The sequence below is a fragment of the Algoriphagus iocasae genome, assembly GCF_014206875.1.
In the GTDB taxonomy this organism is placed as follows: Bacteria; Bacteroidota; Bacteroidia; order Cytophagales; family Cyclobacteriaceae; genus Algoriphagus; species Algoriphagus iocasae.
This window is the reverse complement of sequence record NZ_JACIJO010000001.1, coordinates 1,455,260-1,477,566: the sequence shown is the minus strand read 5'-3', so window position 1 is coordinate 1,477,566 and position 22,307 is coordinate 1,455,260. Positions and strand designations below refer to the sequence as shown.

The following is a 22,307-nucleotide window of genomic DNA, read 5'->3' as shown; positions in this document are numbered from 1 at the left end:
TTTTTTTATTGCCATTTTTTCAGCTGTTCGTAAATCAAATGGAGCGGAAAACCCATCACATTAAAATAAGACCCTTCCATTTTTGTAACTCCGACATATCCTATCCATTCTTGAATTCCATATGCTCCGGCTTTATCAAATGGTTGATACGTTTTGATATAGTGCCAAATTTCATCCTCCTCCAAAAACCGAAAAGTTACTTTGGTTTCATCTTCAACCGTCAGTTGACGCTTATAATCTTTAAATGTTACTGCCGTCATCACACTGTGGGTAGCACCAGAGAGACTCTTCAGCATATCAAATGCCTCATCTTCTGTTTTTGGCTTTCCCAAAACATGTCCATTTTCGATGACTACAGTATCTGAAGTAATCAAAATTTCATTTTCCTTAAGTTCATCAGCAAAAGAATCGGCTTTTAACTTGCTTAAATAGGCAGCAACAAACTCAGGTTTCATGTCATCCGGAACTCGCTCATCTACTGAGTTGGTACGAATTTCAAATTCTACTTCGAGGCCTTTCAATAATTCCTGTCTCCTTGGAGAATTGGAGGCGAGAATGATTTTTTTATCTTTTAATTTATTTAAAAAAGGCTCCATAATCGAATTCAAATTCTTCTTGTTTAATGCTTGCAAAGAGCAAACCTCCTAACGCTTTTGGGTAAAAATAGGTGGATTTCTGAGGCATTACATACCCTGATCTACATACTTCCAAAACTTGGGAAAGCTCCAGCTCACGAGTAATGATTGCAAAGCTAGCTTTTCCAGATTGTACTTCGTGAATACATCTGGAAAAATTTCTTTCGTAACTGATATTCTCAGAACTCCTTTGTTCTTCTAAAGGTATCCCTAAGATCTGATCAAAAACCAACGCGTGTAGGACTGCTAAATCAAGCTTTTTGATAATCTCAGGATAGTTTGAAGGAATCAAATCAAACTTCTCCGGTTTCAATTCCAGTAAATAACTCTCCTCCCCGATTAGCAATCCATAGGACCATGGCTTGTGAAAGGCATAAATCCCCAACTCCTCCTGATCATGAAACTTCTTGACTTCAAACCATTTTTTCAACTCACTTAAAAACTCCTGCTCTCCCATCGCCAGGTTTTTAAATATCCTGTGTGTAGGCAAAATCTTTAAATGATTGCCATTGGTATTGGTCAAATACATCAGGTGGTAGTCAAAACCTTTCCACTTTGCCTCTGGCAAAGCTCCATTCATTTCTTTTCTATACTGAATTGCTCCTTCGAGTCGATGATGTCCATCTGCCAAAATCACAGTTTTGTCCTTAAGCACTTCTAAAAACTCAGTAATAATCTCAGGATCCTGAATCAGTCCAAGCACCTCTTTGACTCCTTGGTAATCTTCCAATTCGTAAATAGGGTTCTGCATGGCCTCATCCATATACTTTTCCAGTCTGTTTTCAGGGTCTTCATAAAGTCCATGGGTAGGACTCGCCTGAATCTGGGTGGTTTTCAATAAATCAATCCGATCATTTACAGCATGCACGATTGTATTTTCATGTCTGAGAATTTTCTTCTCCGACCAATCATAGGCTTTAATCTGGGCAATGAACCCTTTTCTACACCTAAAATCATGTTCACCAGGCAATCTGAAAAATTGATAATAAACATAAATACCCGGCTTTTCATCCTGTAGGATCACCTGTTCACTTTTCCATTGTTCTAAGGTCTCTAAAGCTTTTTGGACAGGATTTGGACCACTCGGAACGGATAGATGAATGCTGTTTAACGGGTTCTGATAAAGAAGTTCTCTTTGGCGCGAAGAAACCACATCAAATAAAGGTGCTGTTAACTCCTCAATTTTACTTTTCAGGGTATCATTATAGAGCCATGCTTTAATAGGTAGAATTTCTGCCATTTTAATTCAACCTTTTCATCCAAGCCGAGGATTTACCTTCTGATTTTGATTCGGCTTTTTGAGATTTTTTCGAAGTCAATTTTTCAAAAAAGTTGACCGCCAATGCAGCTAAAACTTCTTTCTCCTCCTGATCAAAAACCGGATCAAGTACTTCAGGTTTAAAATATCTGTCTACAAATTTGGTATCGAAATTACCTGACACAAAAGCCTCATGCTGCAAAGCAAATTTACAGAAACCCAATGTTGTCTGAATTCCCGTAATCTGATAATCTTCGATTGCCCGAATCATTCGATAAATAGCGGCTTCTCGGGTTTCGGCATGAGAGACCAACTTGGCTATCATCGGATCATAATAAATCGGAATTTTCATTCCTTCTTCAAACCCATCATCAACCCGAATCCCTGGTCCCTGTGGTCTAATATAGGTTTCCAATGTACCTATGTCCGGCAAGAAATTATTTCTAGGATCTTCTGCGTAAACCCTTACTTCAATTGAGTGTCCATTGATGCTCAAATCATCTTGGGTAAAGGAAAGTGGATTTCCTTCCGCTATTAAAATTTGTTCTTTCACCAAGTCTTTTCCTGTAATCATTTCTGTCACAGGATGTTCCACTTGAAGTCTGGTATTCATCTCCAGAAAATAAAAATTCAAGCCTTCATCAACGATGAATTCCACCGTACCCGCACCATAATAATCACAAGCTTTCGCCACTCCTACGGCAGCTTCCCCCATGGCCTTTCTCATTTCAGGGCTAACTACAGAAGAAGGAGCTTCCTCAATCACTTTTTGGTGTCTTCTCTGAATCGAGCATTCCCTTTCGAATAAATAGACCACATTTCCTAGTTGGTCTCCTAAAACTTGAATTTCTATGTGTCTTGGAGAGGTAATGTATTTTTCAATGAAAACTGCTCCATCTCCAAAAGCGGAAACTGCTTCTGAAATCGCACGATTCATCTGCTCCTCAAATTCTGATTCATTTTCCACTATCCTCATTCCTTTTCCTCCCCCACCAGCACTGGCTTTGATTAAAATTGGATAGCCTATTTCCGAGGCTATTTTCTTTGCGGCTGGGATATCTGAAATCGCTTCTTCAGTTCCAGGTACCAATGGAATATTGTATTTTCCGACAGCTTGTTTTGCAGCCAGTTTACTTCCCATCACCTCAATGGATTCAGGAGATGGCCCGACAAAAATTAATCCTGCATCAGAGACTTTTTTGGCAAATGCTGCATTTTCTGACAAAAATCCATATCCAGGATGAATTGCATCAACATTTAATTTTTTACAGACTTCAATAATTTTTTCTCCTAAAAGATAAGACTCAGAGGAAGCCGGAGGACCTAAACAAACAGCTTCATCTGCAAATTTCACATGAGGCGAAAGTCTATCAGCTTCACTGAAAACCGCTACAGTCTTGATTCCCATCTCTTTGGCTGTTCGCATGATCCGCAAACTAATTTCTCCTCGGTTTGCAACTAAAAGTTTTTTGATTTTGGGCATGGTTCTAATGTTTACTAAAGTTCTATTTGGGCTAAAGACGAAATAAGGAAAATTATCTGAGTTATGTTAAGAAAGCGTGTAAACGAAAATCGTTTTTTGCTTAGACGGCATTAAAGTTTTATTTTTGACGGATTTTTGATGAAAAGATCATAATTTCTTAATTGTATAAGGACACACCTAAAATAAAAAATCACTTTGGATCTATTTGCTAAGTTAAAAACGAACATGGGCCCTTTGGGCAAACATTCTAAGTTTTCAGATGGGTATTTTATGTTCCCAAAATTGGAAGGGGAAATTGCTCCAAGAATGATGTTTCAGGGAAAAGAAGTTTTGACCTGGAGTTTAAATAACTATTTGGGACTTGCCAATCATCCCGAAGTTCGTAAGGCAGATGCCGAAGCAGCTGCAAAATGGGGAGCTGCCTATCCGATGGGCGCTAGAATGATGTCAGGTCAAACTAACCTTCATGAGAAACTTGAAGATGAACTAGCTGCTTTTGTTGGAAAAGAGAAAGCCTATTTACTAAACTACGGATATCAAGGCATCATGTCTGTGATTGATTCCTTATTGGATAGAAAAGACGTAGTGGTGTATGATTCAGAATGCCATGCGTGTATTATCGATGCACTGAGAATGCATATGGGTAAGAGATATGTTTTCCCACATAATGATATTGACAACTGTGAAAAGCAATTGGAAAGAGCAACCAAACTTGCTGCAGAAACCGGAGGCGGGATCTTATTGATTACAGAAGGTGTATTTGGAATGACCGGTGATCAGGGAAGACTAAAAGATATCTGTGAACTGAAGAAAAAGTTTGAATTCCGTCTTTTGGTGGATGATGCTCATGGTTTTGGTACTATGGGAAAGACCGGAGCTGGAACACATGAAGAGCAAGGAGTAATCGACGAAGTGGATTTGTACTTCTCCACTTTTGCAAAATCCATGGCTTCAATCGGAGCATTTATCGCTGGACAGGAAAAAGTAATTCATTACTTGAGATTTAATATGCGTTCTCAGATTTTCGCTAAATCTCTCCCAATGCTTTTAGTGGAAGGTGCTTTGAAAAGATTGGAATTGCTTAAAACACAGCCTGATCTAAAAGACAATTTGTGGAAAGTAGTGAATGCGTTGAGAGACGGTCTTCATAAAAATGGATTCAGCACTGGAAAAGCCAATTCACCTGTAACGCCTGTAGTTCTTAACGGAACAGTAGGCGAAGCTGCTGCATTGTCACATGACCTGAGAGAAAATTACGGAATCTTCTGTTCTGTAGTGATTTATCCTGTTGTACCTAAAGGAATGATTATCTTGAGATTGATTCCTACAGCAGTTCATTCTTTAGAGGATGTAAATGAGACATTGACTGCTTTTGCTGCGATCAAAGAAAAACTAACTTCTGGAATTTATAAAAACTCAGAGTTGGCAATTTCTTTTGGTGAATAAAAAAAAATTCAAAAAAAATGGCCTCCTGATTGATTTGGCAAGTATTTAGGCTATATTGAACACAATAAACTTATCATCAACCTAAACAATAATCACTTTTACTATGAGCAGATTTAGTGAAGTTAAAGATCTTGTAAGTGGCTTAGAAGCCGATTTTGAAAAATTCTACGAAAAAGGCAACCAAGCTGCCGGAACAAGAGTCAGAAAAGGTATGCAAGACCTTAAAAACATGGCACAGGATATCCGTAAGGAAGTTCAGGACATGAAAAACGCAGGTTAAGCAAAGAAATAAAAAAAGGTGATCAAATGATCACCTTTTTTATTGCTCAATTTTAAAAGTGGAGTATTAAAACTCCACCTTATTATTTTCCTGCTCTATGTCAGCCAATCTTTTGCTTGGATCGATTTCAATAGATTTAATTGAATCTTTCTTTTTATCAATTCTGATAGATTTCGTCAGATTAGTCCAAGGCCAGTCTTCACTGATTATTCTGGCTGGAGCACCTTTTTCAGGAGCTTTCTCACCTCTCATAATCGCAAGTGGCAAATACACCATCTCTTGTGACCCATCCTTATAAGTAATCACCAAATCAATAGGCATTGGCATCAAACCAATTCTTTCCAAGATAATTTCCGTCTGATCTCCCTGTGGATTTACAGCCTTAATTCCATAATCGATGGTTTTGGTAGTATACACAAAGTATTCCTTATACCAGTCTAATTCTAAACCACTTTCTTTTTCCATCACACGGATCACGTCATTGACATTTGGATGCTTGAATTTCCAAGTATCCCAATAACGATGAAGTCCTTGATCTCTGGCTTCTTCTCCTATGATATATCCCATCTGAGCCATGAAAACTGCTCCTTTGCTATAAGCTGCAGAACTATAAGCTGAATTAGTATGGTAATGATCAGAATGCGTGCTCATAGGCTCTTCCAATCCACTTTTCACCAATCTGTAATAACCCATGTAAGAATTTCTCAAGGGCGCATCAGAAGGCTGGTAAATAGCAGACATGGTTAAAGCAGAAGCATAAGAAGTAAAACCTTCATCCATCCATGGGTAAAGGGCCTCATTTGTTGCTAACACTCCCTGGTACCAACTATGTGCTAATTCATGTGCCATTACTCCTACCAGTCCTCTTAGATTTCGGCCACCTGTTACTAAAGTAGACATTGGATATTCCATTCCACCGTCTCCACCTTGGATCACAGAGAACTGCTTGTAAGGATATTGTCCAAAATGCTCAGACATAAACTCAATAGCTTTAGGAGTATATTCCTTAAGCTTTTCCCAGTTTTCAGTTGTCTCCGGATCTGGAATAAACAAATGGTGTACAGTGATACCATTTTCCATTTCTACTTTTTCATGACGGTATTTAGGATCCGCAGCCCACATGAAGTCATGAACCATTGGAGCCTTGAAATGCCAAGTCAGCGTATTTCCATCTACTTTTGGCACTTTTACACCTGCATCTTCGTACCCGTGACCGATTTCATTTGGGTTTTGAAGGTAACCAGTACCACCAATTGTGTAGGACTTATCGATAGTGATTTTCACATCAAAATCTCCCCAAATACCATAAAACTCACGACCTATGTAAGGATTGGAATGCCAACCTTGCTCGTCATATTCAGCCATTTTAGGATACCACTGAGACATGGAATATCGAACACCCTCACTGCTATCTCTTCCTGATCTTCTGATCTGAATCGGTACTTGTCCCATAAAAGACATGTTAAATTCAACTTCAGAATTTGGAAGAATTGGCTTAGGTAAAGTGACTTCTAGAATTGTTTCCACTTCTTCAAAATCTACCTTCATACCATCCATGGTCAACTCATTGACATGCAAATAGCCAACCTCATCAGGTTTCAATGCATTGATTCTATCTCCCACTCTTCTGTCAGGATCAGAAATAGATCGAGATCTTTCATCCATCATACTTCCAGGCTGGAAAGCATTGTAATAAAGATGATAGAAGACCTTGTAAAGGGTATCAGGTGAATTGTTTGTGTACTTTAATACTTGGGTTCCTGAATATTGATTAGAAGTGACATTCATTTCCACTTCCATTTTGTAATCTGCCGCTTGCTGAAATCTACCTGTTTGGGCATTTAGCGAAGCTCCGGTGATTACAAAAAGAAAAAGCCCTAACATAGGCTTATTCAAAATGTTATGCATAGGAATATTTTTTTTTCTGCAAAGAAAATCAAATTGCATGCCTACGGCAAACCACCTGTAAAAAATTAGTTACCCAATCTCCATCCACTCGCCTTACCAATCATCCAATTTTCCATTCAGAATATTCTTCTTTTTGCTTTATTGAATAAGATTATAAACCAAAAAAGCGAACATGAAAAAAATCTACATTCTGACTTTGGCAATTTTGCTGAGTTTCGGATCCAATGCACAACAGGTGGACATGGGTTTATTCAAACCAATGAAAGCTAGAAGTATTGGTCCTGCAGCAATGAGCGGAAGGATTACAGCCATCGATGCTGTGGATGATAATCCATCCATAATTTATGCGGGTTCTGCCTCAGGAGGACTTTGGAAATCAACTTCTGGAGGTATCAACTGGAAACCGATTTTTGACAATGAAAAAGTACATTCTATCGGTTCCATTTCCATTTATCAGAAAAACCCAAACATTATTTGGGTTGGAACTGGAGAAGGAAATCCTAGAAACTCATTGAATTTAGGCTATGGAGTTTACAGATCTATGGATGCTGGTGCTACATGGGAATTGATGGGTCTGGAAAAAACAAGAGCGATTCACAGAATCATCGTTCACCCGGATGACCCAAACACAGTATATGTCGGAGCAATTGGTTCTCCTTGGGGTGAGCAGGAAGAGCGTGGATTGTACAGAACTACAGATGGTGGAAAGACCTGGGACAAAATCTTATACATCGATGAGAAAACTGGGGTTGGAGAGATGATCATGGATCCAAATAACCCAAATAAGATTTTTGTCAATATGTGGCAACATCGCAGATATCCATACTTTTTCGAGTCAGGTGGACCTTCCTCTGGCCTTTATGTCACTCATGATGGCGGCGATAACTGGAAAAAACTTGATGAAACCAATGGTCTACCAAAAGGTGATTTAGGTAGAATGGGATTGGCAATTTCTGCTGCAAATAGCAGCAAAATCTACGCTTTGGTAGAATCCTCCAAAAATGCACTTTATGTTTCCGAAGATGGTGGACAGAACTTTAGCATGATTAATTCTGATGGCTCTATTGGTGATCGTCCATTCTATTATTTTGACATCCATGCGGATCCAAAAAATGAAAACAGACTTTACACCCTCTATTCAAGAGTTGGTATTACAGAAGATGGAGGGAAATCTTTCACACAATTACTTCAATATCAGGGAGTACACCCAGATCATCATGCTTGGTACATCAATCCAAATGATCCAAAATTGTTAATGGATGGAAATGATGGTGGTCTGAATATTTCAAGAGATGGAGGAAAAACATGGTTTTTCGCAGACAACTTACCTGTGGGTCAGTTCTATCATGTCAATGTAGACAATGAAATTCCATACAATATTTATGGTGGAATGCAGGACAACGGCTCCTGGACAGGACCAGCATATGTTTGGAGAAGAGATGGTATCAGAAATAGCTATTGGCAGGAAGTTTCCTTTGGAGATGGCTTTGACGTAGTTTCTCATCCAGCTGATTCTAGATTTGGATATACCATGTCCCAAGCTGGAAATGTTTCCAGATTTGATAAGAAAACTGGTCACAATAAAACGATCAGACCTACTCATCCAGATAAGGATGTCTTTTTGAGATTTAACTGGAATGCTGCCATCGCCCAAGATCCACATGATCCAAACACTGTTTACTACGGTTCCCAGTTTCTTCATAAATCGACTGATAGCGGTGACACTTGGGAAATCATCTCTCCTGACTTAACTACCAACGACTCTACCAAACAAAGACAGCAGCAAACAGGCGGTTTGACTTTTGACATCACGGGTGCAGAAAATCATACAACGATTATAGCTATCGCTCCTAGTCCAGTGGATCCAAATGTAATCTGGGTGGGAACAGATGATGGAAATGTCCAAGTTACTAAAGATGGCGGCGAGAGCTGGACAAATGTAGTTGGTAAGCTGACGGGCCTACCAAAAGCTTCTTGGATTGCTCAGATTCAGGCTTCCACTTACGATGCTAACGAGGCTTGGGTGATCGCAAACAATTACAGAAACAACGATTTCTCTGCTTATGCTTTTCACACTTCCAATGGTGGAGGAAGCTTTACTAGAATTGTTGATGATTCTAAAGTTTGGGGTTATACGCTTTCTATTAAGCAGGATCCTGTAGAACCAAACTTGGTTTTCCTAGGAACTGAATTTGGACTTTATGTAAGTTTTGACAAAGCAAAAACATGGAATAAGTGGGAACATGGCTATCCTAAAGCTGTATCTACTTACGATATGACTATTCAGGAAAGAGAAGCAGATTTGGTAATAGGAACCTTTGGCCGAGCATTCTATGTGCTAGATGATATCCGTCCTTTAAGGGTATTTGCTGCAAAGGGAGGAAAACAACCAGATGCTAAAATTACTGCAGTTCCTGCACCTGATGCTTATCAGGCCGAAATTCAACAGCCTGTTGGTGAAAGATTCCCTGCAGATGGGATTTTCGCAGGAGAAAATAGAGAAACAGGGGGCAGATTAAGCTTCATTTTGAATGATGACAAAGAGAAATTGGATACGGTTACCGTAAGCATTTTCAACCAACAGGGGGAGCAGATCAGAACTTTGAAAACTGTTCCTACCAAAGGGGTAAATAGAATCACTTGGAATCTTGACAGAAAGTCTTCTGTAGAAAATACCGGAGGTTTTAGAGGAAGAGGCGGAAATAGATCAGGATTCTTCGAACCTTCAGGCGGTGATGCATTGCCAGGAAAATACAAGGTGGTTTTTGCATATGGCGATGAAAAATCAGAAACCACAATCAATGTATTCTCCGATCCTAGAATTCAGGTAAATATGGCTGATTTGAAGGCGAAAGATGAATTCTTGAAGAAATTGGAAGCACTTTCCAAAGAAGTATCAGAATCCACCAAAAAACTGGATGAGGCTCAAAAAGTGATCGATAAAGTGATGACTTTGACTAAGGATGTGGATACTGAAGAAGCAAAAGAATTGGCTAAAGCAGCAAAAGACATCAAGAAAAAGCTTGACACAACCCGAGAAGCCTGGAATGGACCAACTCTAGAAGGTCAGGGAATTGTAAGAAACCTCTATCCTACTACCATGAATAAGGTTTTTGCTCCAAGAAGTTATGTAGGTTCATCTTATGCTGCTCCAGGAGCTACCGAAGAGCAACTATATGAGCAAGGTAAAGAAGCCGCAGAAGAAGCAATGGCAAAAGTTGATGCTTTCATGAATGGCGACTGGAAGGCTTTTGAAGAAAAAGTAAAAAGCACCAAGATTGATCTATTCGCTGAAATAGATAATTAAAATTCGATTTATTAAGAGACAAAAGCACCTGGAATCAATTTCAGGTGCTTTTTCTGTTTAATGTCGTTTTGAAAAGAAACTAAAATGGCTTGAGAAACTTCCCAAGCCATTCCGTTAATTATTTCAAGTCAAAACTATCGGTTTCCATACAAATCAGAATAGTAATCCTGATATGCTCCGGAAGTAACATGATCTAACCAATCTTGATTAGTCAGGTACCAGTCGATGGTAAGTTCAATTCCTTCTTCAAATTGAAGACTTGGCTCCCAGCCTAATTCATCTTTGATTTTGGTTGCGTCAATTGCATATCGCAAATCATGACCTGCTCTATCCTTCACAAAAGTGATGAGTTTTTCAGAAGTGCCTTTTTCACGACCCAATTTCTCATCCATCTTCTGACAAAGCAATCTCACGATATCAATATTTTTCCATTCATTGAAGCCACCGATATTATAGGTTTCTCCAGGTTTTCCGGAATGAAAGACCGTATCAATAGCCCGGGCATGATCCTTTACAAACAACCAATCTCTGACATTTTCTCCTTTTCCATAAACAGGCAAAGGCTTGTTGTTTTTAATATTGTGAATACAAAGAGGAATCAGCTTTTCAGGAAAATGATTCGGACCATAATTATTACTGCAATTAGAAACAACAGTCTTCATTCCATAAGTATTGGCGTAAGCCTTTACAAAATGATCAGATGAAGCCTTCGAAGCAGAATAAGGAGATTGCGGATCATATGGAGTAGTTTCCACGAAAAATCCTCCGTCATGAAGCGAACCATAAACTTCGTCAGTCGAAACGTGATAAAATAAATGATCAGTTAATTCATCACTCCAGGCTTTCTTTGCCGAATTCAGGAGATTTACGGTTCCAAAAACATTCGTTTTCACAAATGCCAAAGGGTCAGAAATGGATCGATCTACATGAGACTCTGCTGCCAAGTGGATTACATCTGTAATTTGATGCTTTTGGAAAATTTCGTCCAGCAAAGCTGCATCCTGAATATCTGCTTTCTCAAAATGATAATTCGCACCCCCTTCTATTTCTTTCAAATTCTCAAGATTCCCGGCATAAGTCAATGCATCCAAATTGACAATTTTATAGCTAGGGTACTTTTCTACAAAAAGTTTTACAACATGACTTCCAATAAAACCAGCTCCTCCGGTAATTAAAATTGATTTTTTCATAAATCTTTGACTTCTTATTTTTTATAATAATCCAGGTACCAATTTGTAAATGCGCTAACCCCATCTTGAATGCTGGTTTCTGGCTTGTATCCAGTATCTCTTACTAAATCCGTGACATCTGCATGAGAAGCAGGAACATCTCCCGGTTGCAAGGGCAATAAGTCCATTTTAGCTTCCTTGCCCAAACCTTTCTCAATGGCCTTTATGTAATCCATCAAAAGTACTGGAGAAGAATTACCAATGTTATAAACTTTAAATGGTGCTTTTCCACTTCCAGGATCTGGATTCTGAGGATCAAAATCTTTATTAGGTGTGGCAGGTCTATCCGCAACACGAATTACCCCTTCCACGATATCATCGATGTAAGTAAAATCACGTTTCATTTTACCATGATTAAAAACCTTAATCGTCTCTCCTTTGAGGATGGCTTCTGTAAATAAAAATAAAGCCATATCAGGCCTACCCCAAGGCCCATAGACAGTAAAGAATCGTAAACCTGTAGTAGGTATACCAAACAAATGACTGTAAGTGTGAGCCATCAATTCATTTGACTTCTTGGAGGCTGCATATAGACTGATTGGATGGTCAACAGAATCTGAAGTAGAAAACGGTAGTTTTTCATTAGCTCCATAAACAGAACTAGAGGACGCATAAACCAAATGCTTTACCGGATGGAAGCGGCATGCCTCCAAAATATTCAGAAATGAAATGATGTTACTTTGAATATACACCTCAGGGTGCGTCAATGAATACCTTACTCCAGCCTGCGCCGCAAGATTAATCACCACATCAAATTTTTCCTTTGCGAATAAGTCCATCAATGGTTCTTTTTCAGCTAAGTCTAATTTGATAAAACGATAGTTCTGAATGGCAGTGGACTGAACGAGATGATTGGTTTCTATTTCATCTTTTGCAATCCCCATAGAAGCCAATCTTGAATATTTGAGATTGATATCGTAATAATCATTGATTACATCCAAACCTATTACCTCTTCCCCTCTTTCCAACAATTTTTTGGCAACGTGATAACCTATAAATCCTGCTGTTCCGGTGACCAGGTATTTCATAAAAAGATTCTTATTTCGTGATGATGGCTTAAATATACGTCATTCTTATGGACTGACCGCTCCTAACAGTGCTTGGTATTTCTCAAAAATTTCCTGGTGGATTTTTGGCCTATTATAATTCATTACAACTTCTTCATACAGAGCCATTGCCATTTCGGCCATTTTATCACGTTTGACAAAAGCAAACTCCATTGCTTCTTTCAAAACTGCGGCATCTTTTACAGGAAAAATCAATCCTGTTTTTTGCTGAGTAATAATGTCTGTATTTCCAATTATTCCTGAACAAATGACCGGTAATTGCATCGCTCCTGCTTCTAATAGAACATTTGGAAATCCCTCTCTGTGAGAGGGATGAACCAATACATCCGCCAAAGCCATGTAATGTGCGACATGATCAGACCAGTCAATCTGAACAATTCTAGGATGATCTCGAATTATCTGGATTGTTTCTGGATCAAGAGGGTTTAGATCCTGTTCAAAGCTCCCCAAAAGAACCAACTTTGATTTACTTTCTATCTTGGAATTGATAAAGGCAGAAACCAATTCTTCAATTCCTTTATCTTTTACCAGCCTACCTACAGATAAAATGACAAAATCATTTTCTCCAGGCAAAATCCTCATCGTAGCGGCTACCAGATGATTTTCTTTTAGGGCATTTCTGTTAAATTTTTCCAGATCAACACCATTTGAAGATCCTTTACCAATGATTTGGAGCTTTTCTTCAGGAGCAAGATTTTCCTTTATAACAAACTTTTTAAGCCCTTGGGAATTAGGCCATACCTCCGTTGCATAGTGATAAGTATATCGCTCTACCTTTTCCAATAGCCCTTTCTTTCCCCCATCTGCGGACATATAGGGAATTCCAGCCAAGGTATGAATCCGAACTTTCACGCCTGCTAGTTTAGCTGCAAGCATTCCTAAAATCCCTGCTTTGGGTGTATGGGTATGAACAATATCCGGTTGTTCCTTCTTAAAAAGTTGATATAATTCCCAAAGGCATTTTAAATCCTGAATGGGAGTGATTTTTCTGGTAAAAGGAATAACCTCATGCCTTACCCCTTCATTTTTAAGCACTTGAGCAACCTCTCTTCCATCACTACTTACCATTAACACTTCCATCCCTTTCTCTTGCATAAACTTCATTTGCCCGGCAAGTAACAGTTTTAGGGAAATTGGTACAGTGGTAATTCGAATCAGCTTGGTCATGAAAAATAGTTGTAAAGGGGCAAAGGTAAGATTTTATAGTCTTTCGTGCCCTAAAAACTGCAAATGGTATTCCAAAGAAAGCTTAAAGAATTTCAATTGTGCGGATTTCGTAATTAACTAATCCATTTCCAGTCTTTCTGGTAGTTTCTTTAGAGTAAATTGGCCAGCCCCAACCATGCATAATAGTTACATCCTCCTTGGTATTTGTAATTTCTCCTGCCTGTTTCATTAATTCATCTATTTCATCTTCTGAGGCTGCAGGCAAGAATGTCTTAAGAATATCACGAGTTTGAGTAACTAATTGATCAGTGTTAAGTTCCACAAAAGATACAATTCTAAAATCATTGTCTTCTTCAAAAATTTCTTCTAATTCAACAAACATTTCCCCATCAATTAAAGCCTTACCATTAAGGCTTGGAAATTTTAATGTTCCTGTCAACTCTTCATTTAAACGATATCTTGCTCCGTGATAATTTAAAAACTGAATCACATCTTTTGTACTAGAACTTTGAACCTGGGCTTGAGATTCCATTCCGCCATACATCTGGCTAACTAGTTGATTTACGTTAGCTAGTGTATCAAAATCTACCAATAATTGAGCTTCAACATTCTTATAATAGTCCCGGATTTGCTCCCAGTTTACCAATTCTTTATATGCCCCATAGCTATTTGTTTTAAAAATTACTACATCTCCACCTTCAATATCTCTAGCTCTATTTGCTACCAGTTCGAGAGATTCATTCCCTTCTCCAAAAGAATTCTTTAAATCCCGATAAGTCCACTTAACAGTATATTCCAATTCAGTAGAATCCATGATTTCCATATCTACCAAATAGGAGGTTTTTCCGTAAAAGGTGGTGTCTTCACCTTTAATCGAAATATTTTCCAATAACATTGAATAAGTTCGGACCTCTCCTAAATCCCAATATCCAATAACTTGAACAGTAGAATCTTCCATATTAATCTGTGCAAAACTAAATTGACTTAACAGCAACAGGTTTACCATTATAAGTATTATTCTTTTCATAAAATTTCAAATAGCACGCATTAACGCTAATTCTAAAAACAAACTACACTTTATTTATTCAGAAATTAGTTAATCGTAGCTAATTAATTTTTCAAGAATTTACCCTCAAGAAATATCTATTTTTGAAGTTAAAGTCAGTCCCCTTCTTCCAACTCAAAAATTTCCTCCAGAGCCACTCCAAAGACTTTGGAGATCTTTAATGCCAATACTGTTGAGGGGACATATTTCCCCGCTTCGATACTATTAATGGTCTGGCGGGAAACCTGAACCTTTTCAGCCAAATCTTGCTGTGTCAGGTTATGTCTTGCTCGTTCTACTTTGATGGTATTTTTCATAAAACCAATCCCAAAGATTTTCGCTGCTGAAACATCATCCATCGATACCGGATAACAAACAGGATGGCTAAAGAAAACATTGTGAAAAACATAAATGACAAATAATCGGCCCTGAAGAAAAGATGATTTGGAAATAAAATTTTAGAGAGTGTCATGATTTCTTTCAGTCTTTAGTTGCCATATATTTCTGGTATTGAAATGCCGCATAAACGTAAGCATTCAATAAAAACAGCACGAGATAGGCTGAAAAAATTTCCGATGTAATTCTACCAAATCGGAGATAATTGATCAACATTAATGCTCCAAGCCCCCATATCAACCAATAAAATCCAGTTTGAAATGCCTGAAGTCGAAATGATTTAATCATCTCATCTTCTTCTTTTTCCCTTGACAAATTCAATAGTCCGAATCCAATGGCCCAAAACCCATAAATGATCTGAGCAGATTCTTCTGGACTAATGTTCATTTGTACCAATGCCATTCCGATTACCAAAACAACAGGTAAAGGAAAAAACAAAAATGCCACCTTCTTCCATGCTGGAGAAAGTAAAGGCACATGCAAAATTGATTTCTCTTTCATATGTCCTATATTTTTTACTAAATGTAAAACAAACTTTACTTAATGTCAAATTATTTTTGCAAATATTTTATGAAATCAATTTCGATTTGATTGATTTCATGAGATGAAAATTTCATTTTCCGTAGAAAAACAGCCCTTTTCTTTACCTTTAAGCATCCAAACTTCTTATTTATTTGATTTCTTATGATTTCGACTCAAAAAATTGCAATTATCGGTTGTGGCAACTTAGGTTCTTCTATCGCGAATGGACTGCTAGAAAAAGAAAGCTTTGACCCTAAAAACCTAACCCTGACCAAAAGAAATACGATCAGTTTATCTGGCTTTGAAGCAAGAGGTGCTCACGTCCATACTGACAATTTGATGGCAGCAAAATATGCTGACATCATCCTTCTGGGGGTAAAACCCTATAATGTCAATCCAATTTTAAAAGAAATCAAAGAAGTTCTCGATCCCAAAAAGCAAGTCATCATCTCCCTGGCCACGGGGATTACCTTGGATGAAATGTATAAAGTGATCGACAAGGATACTGTCGCTTTTAGAGCGATGCCAAATATCGCAGCTGATATTCAGGAGTCCATTACTTGTGTTTGTCAGAGAGGTGCAAATTTGGAGCAATTAGCCATTGTAAAAGAGCTGTTTGATTCGATTGGAATTACCATTGATATCGATGAGTCATTGATGGAGGCATCCACTGTTTTAGGAGCTTGCGGAATTGCCTATGTTCTGCGATTTATGAGAGCCATGATTCAAGGTGGAATACAAATTGGCTTTGACTCAAAAACTGCTAGCAGAATTGTCAACCAAACTGTAAAAGGCGCTGCAGAATTGATGATCCAACAAAATATTCACCCGGAAGAAGCAATTGATAAAGTGACCACACCAAAGGGTTGTACCATTGTTGGTTTAAACGAAATGGAGCATCAAGGATTTAGTTCTGCCATGGTAAGAGGAGTGATTGCGAGTTTTGAAAAAATTGAAAAAAAATGACAGAATTTTCCAAATGAATTAAAAATCAAGGAATAGTTAATTATAATCCCGATTTAATCACATTAGTTAAAAAAGTAATAATTTAATTTTTGTTTTTCTTTTAAATCTTTTTACTAGTTTTGTCTCGGGTGATAAACAACTTTTGCTATTCCTTTTTAACTGACGCGATTTTTCAAGGAAGGACTGTTTGGTAATTTTTTCCTCCTTCCTTTTGTTTTAAAACTTATGAGTAAAAAAAATGCCTTCCAAGAATCTCGGAAGGCATTTTTTTTTGAAGTGGGTTTACCCTATTCAAATATTTCTTTCAGTTTACTTTCAAGACTCGGACCTCTTAAATCCTTACCGATGATTTTACCATCCGGATCAATCAAATAAGTAGCAGGAATTGCATTGATATCATAAGTCACAGCAGCTTCAGAATTGAAATACTTCAGGTCAGAAACTTGAGTCCACACAAGCCCATCTTCAAAGATCGCATCCACCCAAGCTTCTCGTGTTCTATCTAAGGAAACTCCGAATACTTCAAAGCCCTGATCTTTATATTGATTGTATAATCTAACCACATTTGGATTTTCTTCACGACAAGGCTTACACCAAGCTGCCCAAAAATCGATCATCACATATTTCCCTCTGAAATCTGACAAGTTAACGGTTTGACCTTCTGGGTTTGGAAGTGAAATCTCTGGTGCAACCTGTCCCATAGAAAGCGCTCTCATTTCATCCAATTGCTGCTTAAGTTGGATGATCATTTTTGTTTCTGGATAGATTTGATCCAATTTACCCACCAAACTATCTAGAAACTGAAACTCATTTTTGGAATTCAACAATCCGATCGCAGCCAGTGAAGCAAAACTATCGCCCATGCTATTGATCGCATCTTTCACTTTCTTAGCCTGATCATCTTCAAGAGTCAATGCATTTACCTGAATTTTCTTGATAGTCTCAGAGTCATTGTTGCTCATAGCTTCATAATAAGCCTCATTCAACTCATTGACTTTATTCTGATAATCAGTGATCAACATGTCAATTTTCTGCATTTCTTGACTGTCTTTTGAGCCAGTGATTTTCAGGCTTTCAGGATCAGAAAAATCATAATTAACCTGTACATCTTCTTTAAGCAAAGCCAATCTGATTGATCTTTGATCGAATAAATTGAACTCATAAAATGTAGGTGTGCTGACCTCCACGTTATAGTCGAAAGATCCATCTGAGTTCAACTGGATAGTATCAACTACCACAGGTCTGCTTTCTGTAAACTTAGAAAGTACGACTAGACCTTCAGGAGCATTTTCAATTTTGCCTGAAAGCTTTACTTCTCCATCATTTTCAGCTTCATTGCTTCCGCAGGAAAATAATGCCACACTCAAAATAAGCGCAACAAACATCTGGTTTATTTTCATTGGTTTAATTTTGTAATAATTCAGTTAATAGCTTTGTCGCCACTTTTGGATCTGCTTTTCCCTGGGATTTTTGCATCACCTGCCCCATAAACATCCCCATCAAGCCTTTTTTCCCAGATTTATACTCTGCAACCTTTGCAGCATTTGCTGCCAAAACAGCCTCTACAATCGGTCTCAAAGAGCCTTCATCACTCTCCTGGATCAAATTCAATCTTTGTGCGATTTCTAACGCAGTTTCATTGGAAACTTGAAGCAACTCAGGATAGATTTTCTGAGAAGCTACGGTAAAGCTGACTTTTCCTTCATCTATTAGGGCGATTAAATCGGCTAGGGAATCAGCATTGATTGGGAAGTTCTCAATTTGATATTCGGAATCATTCAGGGATGACTTAATAGGTCCCATCATCCAGTTAGACGCAGCTTTGTAATTTTTTGTTTTAGAACATAGTGAATCAAACCAAATTGCCATTTCTTTTGATTCTGTCAAAAAGCCAGCGTCGTAATCCGGTAAGCCATAAGCTTCCACAAATTTTCTGTGATAATCTCTCGGCAAAGTCGGCATGGATTCTTTGATAGAATTTAACCACTCTTCAGAAACAACTACTGGACTTAAATCCGGTTCAGGGAAATAACGATAATCATTTAAATCTTCCTTGGTTCGCATACTGGCGGTCGTGCCGGTATTTGCATCAAAAGTTCTGGTTTCGGAAACAACTTCCTCGCCAGCTTCCAAAATACCGATGATCCTTTCATGCTCATGCTCTATGGCTCGGAAGACATTTCGGAAGGAGTTCATGTTCTTGACCTCCACTTTTTTCCCGTATTCTTTGGCTCCTTTTAGCATCACAGAGATATTTGCATCACATCTCAGCGATCCTTCTTCCATATTTCCATCGCAGATATCCAGATACTTTACCAGTTTTTTAATTTCTGCCAAGAAAGCATAAGCTTCTTCTGGGCTTCTTAAATCTGGTTCTGTTACGATTTCTATCAATGCGGTTCCAGCTCGATTATAATCCACAAAGGTGTCCGATTCTCCTGCCAGATGGATGGATTTTCCTGCATCCTCTTCCATATGAACTCGGTTCAACAAAACCTCCTTGGTGGTACCATCTTCCAATTTAATAGGAACAGTCCCTCCTACGCATATCGGACCTTTATCTTGGGTTATCTGATATCCTTTTGGAAGATCCGGATAGAAATAATTTTTTCTGGCAAAAATATTATGTCTTGTAATTTCACTGTTACAAGCCAAACCCATTTTAATAGCAAACTCAATCGCTTTTTTATTCACCTTAGGTAAAGTACCAGGATGTCCTAGCGTAATGACCGAAATCTGGGTATTAGGAGCTTTTCCGTACTCAGCACCGTCAGCAGCAAACATCTTACTATTGGTGAGTAGCTGGGAATGAACTTCCAAGCCAATCACCAATTGATACTTATTTTTTATGTCTTCGCTAATCATTCAAGCGTTTTTTCGATTTTCTTAAAGGTACAATTCTTTGGCTTTGGCAACCACATTTTCTAAACCAGATAGGTCTTTTCCGCCAGCAGTGGCAAAAAACGGCTGACCGCCTCCTCCACCTTTAATTTCCTTTGCCAATTCCCTTACGATTTGACCTGCATTTAATCCTTTCTCCTGAACTAAAGAATCCTCGATAATTACAGCGATTTGAGGCTTGTCATCTACCTTGGCAGCCAAAATCACAAACGCATTACTCACTTCATTTTTCAGTTCATAAGCCAGTTTTTTCAATGAATCTGCATTTGGCAAATCTACCTTCGCTATCAAAGTATTGACTCCATTGTTCTCAACAAATTGCTTCAGCAATTCCCCCTTTACAGCGCCGGCTTTCTCTTGATGAAGGCTCTCTACTTCTTTTTTCAGGTCATTTCTTTCCTGAATCAAAGCTTCCAATGCTTTCTTAAGATCCTTCGGATTCTTCAGTAATTCCTGAAGTTCTTTTACCAGATTTTCCTGCTCTCGCAAATACGTTTCTGCAGCCTTTGCAGTAATCGCCTCAATTCTTCTTACTCCCGAAGCACTTGATCCTTCAGAAACAATCTTAAATAGGCCAATTTGGCTTGTATAAGGAACATGCGTACCACCGCAAAGTTCTACAGAGTAATTCGGATCAAAAGTGATCACTCTCACAAAGTCTCCATATTTTTCACCAAAAAGAGCTGTTGCTCCCATTTTCTTGGCTTCCTCGATCGGCACATTTCGCTGCTCTCCCAAAGGAATATTTTCCCGGATTTTGGAATTGACGATATCTTCTATTTGAGCGATTTCTTCTTCAGTAACTTTTCCAAAGTGCGAAAAATCAAAACGAAGCAGCTGGTCATTTACCAAAGATCCTCGCTGTTGAATGTGATCACCAAGAACTTGTTTTAAAGCCGACTGAAGCAAATGGGTTGCTGTATGATTGTTCATACTGAGCTTTCTCTTTTCCCTATCCACTTCAGCAGAAAATCTCAATTCAGGCTTCGATGGAAGTTTTTCTACAAAGTGAACGATCAAATCATTCTCTTTCTTTGTGTCGATCACTCGGATTTTATCCGCATCAGAAATCAACCATCCGGTATCTCCTACCTGACCACCACTCTCTGCATAGAAAGGAGTTTTGTCCAAGACAATCTGGTACTTATCTCCTTTTTTATCTGTAATAACACGGTACTTAATGATATTGGAATAGGACTCTAGAAAATCATAACCAATAAACTCGACTCCTGAATCTTCATGAACCAAAACCCAATCACCGGTTTCAGATTCTGAAGCAGCTCTTGATCTGGTCTTTTGCTTTTCCATTTCTTCAGCAAAGCCTTTTTCATCCAGAGAAAGCCCATTTTCACGAGCGATCAAAGAAGTCAAATCCAAAGGAAAACCGAAGGTATCATATAATTCAAATGCTGTCTTTCCAGGGATAACCGTTTCATTTTTTCCTTTCAATTCAGTTTTGATCTGGTCAAGGATTTTGAGGCCATTATCCAATGTGCGTAAGAAAGAAGCTTCTTCCTCATAAATCACTTTGGAAATAAACTCTTGCTGCTGTCTTACTTCTGGGAAAATGTCTCCAAAGCTTTCAGCGATCAATCCCGTCAACTCATATAAAAATGGCTCATGGAAATCTAAAAAGGTATATCCATACCTAACCGCTCTTCTCAAAATTCTGCGGATTACATAACCCGCTTTATTATTGGATGGCAACTGGCCATCAGCAATCGTAAAAGAAATTGCTCTGATATGATCTACAATAACCCGGAAAGCGATATCTGTTTGCTCATCTTTCCCATAGGTTTTACCTGATTTCTTTTCCAATGCTGCCAAGAATGGCGCAAACAAATCAGTATCATAGTTAGACGATTTCTTTTGAATAGCTCTCACTAATCTTTCAAAACCCATCCCAGTATCTACGTGCTTTGCTGGAAGTTCTTTCAAACTGCCATCAGCCAATCTATTAAACTGCATAAAAACCAGATTCCAGATTTCAATCACCTGCTCATGGTCATTATTTACCAAGTCTCTTCCTGCAACAGCTTCTCTTTCAGAATCGGGTCTCAAATCAATATGAATTTCTGAGCAAGGGCCACAAGGACCTGTATCACCCATTTCCCAGAAATTATCCTTTTTGGACCCCATGATGATTCTATCTTCTGGGACAATGGCTTTCCAGTAATCATAAGCTTCAGAATCCATGGCAAGGTTATCACCTTGATCTCCTTCAAAAACAGAAACGTACAATCTGTCTTTTGGCAATTTATACACCTCAGTCAATAGCTCCCAAGCCCAGGCAATTGCATCTTCTTTGAAATAATCTCCAAAAGACCAGTTGCCAAGCATCTCAAACATGGTGTGGTGGTAAGTATCCACTCCCACTTCTTCCAAATCATTGTGCTTTCCGCTTACACGAAGGCATTTCTGAGAGTTAGCAACTCTGGAATATTTGGCTATTTCATTGCCTAAAAATGCGTCTTTGAACTGGTTCATTCCCGCATTGGTAAACATCAAAGTAGGGTCATTTTTAACCACTATCGGTGATGAAGGAACGTAATGATGCTGCTTGGATTGGAAAAACTCAATGAAGGTACTCCGTATTTTCTTTGCTTCCATGAAAGGTTTTGGGGCAATTATGATCTCATTTTAGCTGAACTCCAGCCATTTTATTGGGTGACAAAATTAATAGAATTGATGGTGTTA

The 22,307-nt window shown here is 38.4% G+C and carries 17 protein-coding genes; 4 read left to right on the top strand and 13 right to left on the bottom strand.

Features of this window, described 5'->3' with window-relative positions; translation table 11 throughout:
- Positions 1-5: 5 nt before the first annotated feature.
- Genes FHS59_RS06485 through FHS59_RS06475 form a run of 3 tightly spaced genes read right to left on the bottom strand, consistent with a single transcriptional unit; the run spans position 6 to position 3,376 of the window.
- Positions 6-596 (bottom strand): Maf family nucleotide pyrophosphatase, encoded by a 591-nt coding sequence (locus FHS59_RS06485; RefSeq protein ID WP_184494119.1) that lies wholly within the window; start codon positions 594-596, stop codon positions 6-8.
- Positions 577-1,875 carry a DUF1015 domain-containing protein gene (locus FHS59_RS06480; RefSeq protein ID WP_184494117.1) on the bottom strand — a complete coding sequence of 433 codons (1,299 nt, stop codon included), beginning with the start codon at positions 1,873-1,875 and terminating at the stop codon, positions 577-579. The genes FHS59_RS06485 and FHS59_RS06480 overlap by 20 nt, the downstream gene beginning before the upstream one ends.
- Before the next feature lies 1 nt (position 1,876).
- Complete coding sequence (locus tag FHS59_RS06475; RefSeq protein WP_184494115.1) at positions 1,877-3,376, bottom strand: acetyl-CoA carboxylase biotin carboxylase subunit; 1,500 nt, start codon at positions 3,374-3,376, stop codon at positions 1,877-1,879.
- A 195-nt stretch (positions 3,377-3,571) separates the two neighbouring features.
- On the opposite strand from FHS59_RS06475, the gene FHS59_RS06470 reads away from it, so the two are divergent.
- Together FHS59_RS06470 and FHS59_RS06465 are read left to right on the top strand one after the other, a co-directional pair.
- Positions 3,572-4,822, top strand: a complete 1,251-nt coding sequence (locus tag FHS59_RS06470) for an aminotransferase class I/II-fold pyridoxal phosphate-dependent enzyme (protein ID WP_184494113.1) — start codon at positions 3,572-3,574, stop codon at positions 4,820-4,822.
- Between the two features lie 103 nt (positions 4,823-4,925).
- Entirely contained in the window at positions 4,926-5,102 is a 177-nt protein-coding gene (locus tag FHS59_RS06465; protein ID WP_184494111.1) for a histone H1, read from the top strand.
- Positions 5,103-5,168: 66 nt separating this feature from the next.
- Here the strand turns inward: FHS59_RS06465 and FHS59_RS06460 are convergent, their stop codons facing one another.
- Positions 5,169-7,010: a M1 family metallopeptidase gene (locus FHS59_RS06460; protein WP_184494109.1), complete on the bottom strand. Its 1,842-nt coding sequence runs from the start codon at positions 7,008-7,010 to the stop codon at positions 5,169-5,171.
- A gap of 172 nt (positions 7,011-7,182) precedes the next feature.
- Here FHS59_RS06460 and FHS59_RS06455 point away from each other — a divergent pair, with 172 nt between their 5' ends.
- Positions 7,183-10,317 carry a sialidase family protein gene (locus FHS59_RS06455; protein WP_184494107.1) on the top strand — a complete coding sequence of 1,045 codons (3,135 nt, stop codon included), beginning with the start codon at positions 7,183-7,185 and terminating at the stop codon, positions 10,315-10,317.
- Positions 10,318-10,451: 134 nt separating this feature from the next.
- On the opposite strand, the gene rfbB is transcribed toward FHS59_RS06455, so the two are convergent.
- From rfbB to FHS59_RS06425, 6 genes are all read right to left on the bottom strand, one after another.
- Positions 10,452-11,507 carry a dTDP-glucose 4,6-dehydratase gene (gene rfbB, locus FHS59_RS06450; RefSeq protein ID WP_184494105.1) on the bottom strand — a complete coding sequence of 352 codons (1,056 nt, stop codon included), beginning with the start codon at positions 11,505-11,507 and terminating at the stop codon, positions 10,452-10,454.
- 14 nt (positions 11,508-11,521) lie between these two features.
- Positions 11,522-12,574, bottom strand: a complete 1,053-nt coding sequence (locus FHS59_RS06445) for an NAD-dependent epimerase (RefSeq protein WP_184494103.1) — start codon at positions 12,572-12,574, stop codon at positions 11,522-11,524.
- Positions 12,575-12,619: 45 nt separating this feature from the next.
- Positions 12,620-13,780: a glycosyltransferase family 4 protein gene (locus FHS59_RS06440; RefSeq protein WP_184494100.1), complete on the bottom strand. Its 1,161-nt coding sequence runs from the start codon at positions 13,778-13,780 to the stop codon at positions 12,620-12,622.
- Positions 13,781-13,862: 82 nt separating this feature from the next.
- Positions 13,863-14,807, bottom strand: a complete 945-nt coding sequence (locus tag FHS59_RS06435; RefSeq protein WP_184494098.1) for a hypothetical protein — start codon at positions 14,805-14,807, stop codon at positions 13,863-13,865.
- 134 nt (positions 14,808-14,941) lie between these two features.
- On the bottom strand, positions 14,942-15,184 hold the full coding sequence (locus FHS59_RS06430) for a helix-turn-helix transcriptional regulator (RefSeq protein ID WP_262890854.1): 243 nt from the start codon (positions 15,182-15,184) through the stop codon (positions 14,942-14,944).
- Positions 15,185-15,305: 121 nt separating this feature from the next.
- The gene (locus FHS59_RS06425; RefSeq protein ID WP_184494096.1) at positions 15,306-15,722 is read right to left on the bottom strand and encodes a hypothetical protein; all 417 of its coding nucleotides are present in this window, start codon (positions 15,720-15,722) and stop codon (positions 15,306-15,308) included.
- Positions 15,723-15,905: 183 nt separating this feature from the next.
- Here FHS59_RS06425 and proC point away from each other — a divergent pair, with 183 nt between their 5' ends.
- Entirely contained in the window at positions 15,906-16,709 is an 804-nt protein-coding gene (proC, locus tag FHS59_RS06420; RefSeq protein ID WP_184494094.1) for a pyrroline-5-carboxylate reductase, read from the top strand.
- Positions 16,710-16,996: 287 nt separating this feature from the next.
- On the opposite strand, the gene FHS59_RS06415 is transcribed toward proC, so the two are convergent.
- The 3 genes from FHS59_RS06415 to alaS are packed head-to-tail and all read right to left on the bottom strand — an operon-like array spanning position 16,997 to position 22,220.
- Positions 16,997-18,109 carry a TlpA disulfide reductase family protein gene (locus FHS59_RS06415; RefSeq protein WP_246388319.1) on the bottom strand — a complete coding sequence of 371 codons (1,113 nt, stop codon included), beginning with the start codon at positions 18,107-18,109 and terminating at the stop codon, positions 16,997-16,999.
- 4 nt (positions 18,110-18,113) lie between these two features.
- Complete coding sequence (gene gatB, locus FHS59_RS06410; RefSeq protein ID WP_184494092.1) at positions 18,114-19,574, bottom strand: Asp-tRNA(Asn)/Glu-tRNA(Gln) amidotransferase subunit GatB; 1,461 nt, start codon at positions 19,572-19,574, stop codon at positions 18,114-18,116.
- A gap of 21 nt (positions 19,575-19,595) precedes the next feature.
- Positions 19,596-22,220 (bottom strand): alanine--tRNA ligase, encoded by a 2,625-nt coding sequence (gene alaS / locus FHS59_RS06405; RefSeq protein ID WP_184494090.1) that lies wholly within the window; start codon positions 22,218-22,220, stop codon positions 19,596-19,598.
- Positions 22,221-22,307: the final 87 nt, after the last annotated feature.